Source organism: Kitasatospora sp. NPDC093558 (assembly GCF_040683475.1).
Taxonomy (GTDB): domain Bacteria; phylum Actinomycetota; class Actinomycetes; order Streptomycetales; family Streptomycetaceae; genus Kitasatospora.
On the sequence record NZ_JBFBDY010000877.1, the window covers coordinates 1 to 2,252 of the forward strand.

At 75.4% G+C, this 2,252-nt stretch carries 1 protein-coding gene and 2 pseudogenes; all 3 read left to right on the forward strand.

What is annotated here, in order from left to right; translation table 11 throughout:
• Positions 1–1,102, forward strand: a pseudogene (locus tag AB0O00_RS36425) (anthranilate synthase component I family protein); the annotation flags it as partial.
• Positions 1,103–1,212: 110 nt separating this feature from the next.
• Entirely contained in the window at positions 1,213–1,830 is a 618-nt protein-coding gene (locus AB0O00_RS36430; protein WP_363658993.1) for an aminodeoxychorismate/anthranilate synthase component II, read from the forward strand.
• Between the two features lie 8 nt (positions 1,831–1,838).
• A pseudogene (locus AB0O00_RS36435) lies at positions 1,839–2,252 on the forward strand (anthranilate phosphoribosyltransferase); the annotation flags it as partial.

The following is a 2,252-nucleotide window of genomic DNA, read 5'->3' on the forward strand; positions in this document are numbered from 1 at the left end:
CTTCGAGCACCTGCCCACCGCGCCCGGCGCCGGGCCCGGCCTGCCCGAGGCGGTGTTCCTCCAGGCCGACGACCTGGTCGTGTTCGACCACGCCACCCGCCGGCTGCTGATCACCACGCTCCACCACCCGGCCACCGAGACGTACCGGGACGCCGTCGCCCGCCTCACCGCCACCCGCGACCGGCTCTTCACCGGCCCCGCGCCCCGCCCCGGCGGCGCCGGCCCGCGGCCGCTCGCCCCCGCCCGGACCGCCGACCAGCAGGACCGCTCCGCCTGGCGCGCCCACACCAGCGAGGAGCGCTTCCTCGACATGGTCGGCGCCGCGCGCGAGCACATCCTGGCCGGGGACATCTTCCAGGTCGTCCTCTCCCAGCGGTTCAGCAAGCCGCTCGCCGCCGAACCCCTCGACGTCTACCGCCACCTGCGCGCCGTCAACCCGTCGCCGTACATGTTCCACCTCGCCCTCGGCGGCGGCCGGCACGTCATCGGCGCCTCACCGGAACTCCTGGTCAAGGTCGAGGACGGCCGCGCGCAGACCCGCCCGCTCGCGGGCACCCGCTGGCGCGGCACCGACGCCGCGGCCGACGCGGCCCTGGCCGCCGAACTGCTGGCGGACGAGAAGGAACGCGCCGAGCACATCATGCTCGTCGACCTCGGCCGCAACGACATCGGCCGGATCGCCGCCCCCGGCACCGTCACCGTCGACCGGCTGATGGAGGTCGAGCGCTACTCGCACGTCATGCACCTCTCGTCCACCGTCAGCGGCGAACTCGCCGACGGCCGCACCGCGTTGGACGCGCTGCGGGCCACCTTCCCGGCGGGCACCGTCTCCGGCGCGCCCAAGATCCGGGCCATGGAGATCATCGCCGGACTGGAGGAGGAACGGCGCGGCGTCTACGGCGGCGCCCTCGGCTTCATCGGCACCGGCGGCAACCTGGACACGGCCATCGCGCTGCGCACCCTCGTCATCGCCGACGGGAAGGCCTGGGTCCAGGCGGGCGCCGGCGTGGTCGCCGACTCCGACCCGGCGGCCGAGTACCGGGAGACCCTCAACAAGGCACAGGCGCTGTTCGCCGCGGTGGAACGGGCCGAGGCCTCCGCCCGCGAGTGGGGCGGGCACATCGCCGAACGGGACGCGTTCGCTGTCGAGCAGGCCGCCGTCCAGCGGGACGCCCGGACGGACGCCTCCGGCGAGCCGAGCGAGGTGGGCGCATGAGCCGGGACCGACGTCCGCTGCGCGTCGCCGTCGTCGACAACTATGACTCCTTCACCTACAACCTGGTCCAGTACCTGGCGCAGGCCGGCGCCGAACCCGTCGTCCACCGCAACGACGCCGTCACCACCGCCGAACTCGCCGCCCACGACGCCGTCCTGATCTCGCCCGGCCCCGGCGATCCCGGGCAGGCCGGCGTCAGCCTCGCCGCCGTCCGCGAGCTCAGCGGACGCCTCCCGCTGCTCGGCGTCTGCCTCGGCCACCAGGCCATCGCGCAGGCCTTCGGCGCGGACGTCGTCCGGGTCGGCCCGGTGCACGGCAAGACCGAACAGGTACGGCACGACGGCACCGGCGTGCTCGCCGGCCTGCCCGACCCGTTCACCGCCACCCGCTACCACTCGCTCGCCGTCGCCCCCGACACCCTGCCCGACGCCCTCCTCGCCAACGCCTGGGCCCAGGACGGCACGGTGATGGGCCTGCGTCACCGCACCCATCCGACGTACGGGGTGCAGTTCCACCCGGAGTCCGTTCTCACCGAGGCCGGCCTGCGCATCGTCGCCAACTTCGTGGAGTCCGCTCGCCGGCTCCACCCGCTGCAGCCAGAGGAGGTCCGGTGAAGGCCGCGCTGCGCACCCTCGCCCGGGGCGGCCGGCTGACCCGCGAGCAGACCGGCCGCGCCATGGCCGCCGTGCTCGCCGGGGAGGCCACCGCCAGTCAGATCGCCGGGTTCGCCATGGCGCTGTCCGCCCGCGGCGCCGACATCGAGGAGATCGTCGGACTGGTCGCCACCGCCCGCGGCTTCGGCGCCCGCCTGGCCGGCGACGGCCGGGTCCTGGACACCTGCGGCACCGGTGGCGACGGCCACGACACCTTCAACATCTCCACCACCGCGGCCGTCGTCGCGGCGGCCTGCGGGGTCCCGGTCGCCAAGCACGGCAACCGCAGCGCCTCCTCCGCCTGCGGCAGCGCCGACGTCCTGGAGGAGCTCGGCGTCCGCATCGACCTCGGCCCGGCGCAGGCCGCGGCCTGCCTGGCCGAG

Excerpts from the sequence above, each read along its gene's own strand:
- AB0O00_RS36430 (WP_363658993.1), top strand. The coding sequence starts at position 1,213 with ATGAGCCGGGACCGACGTCCGCTGCGCGTCGCCGTCGTCGACAACTAT.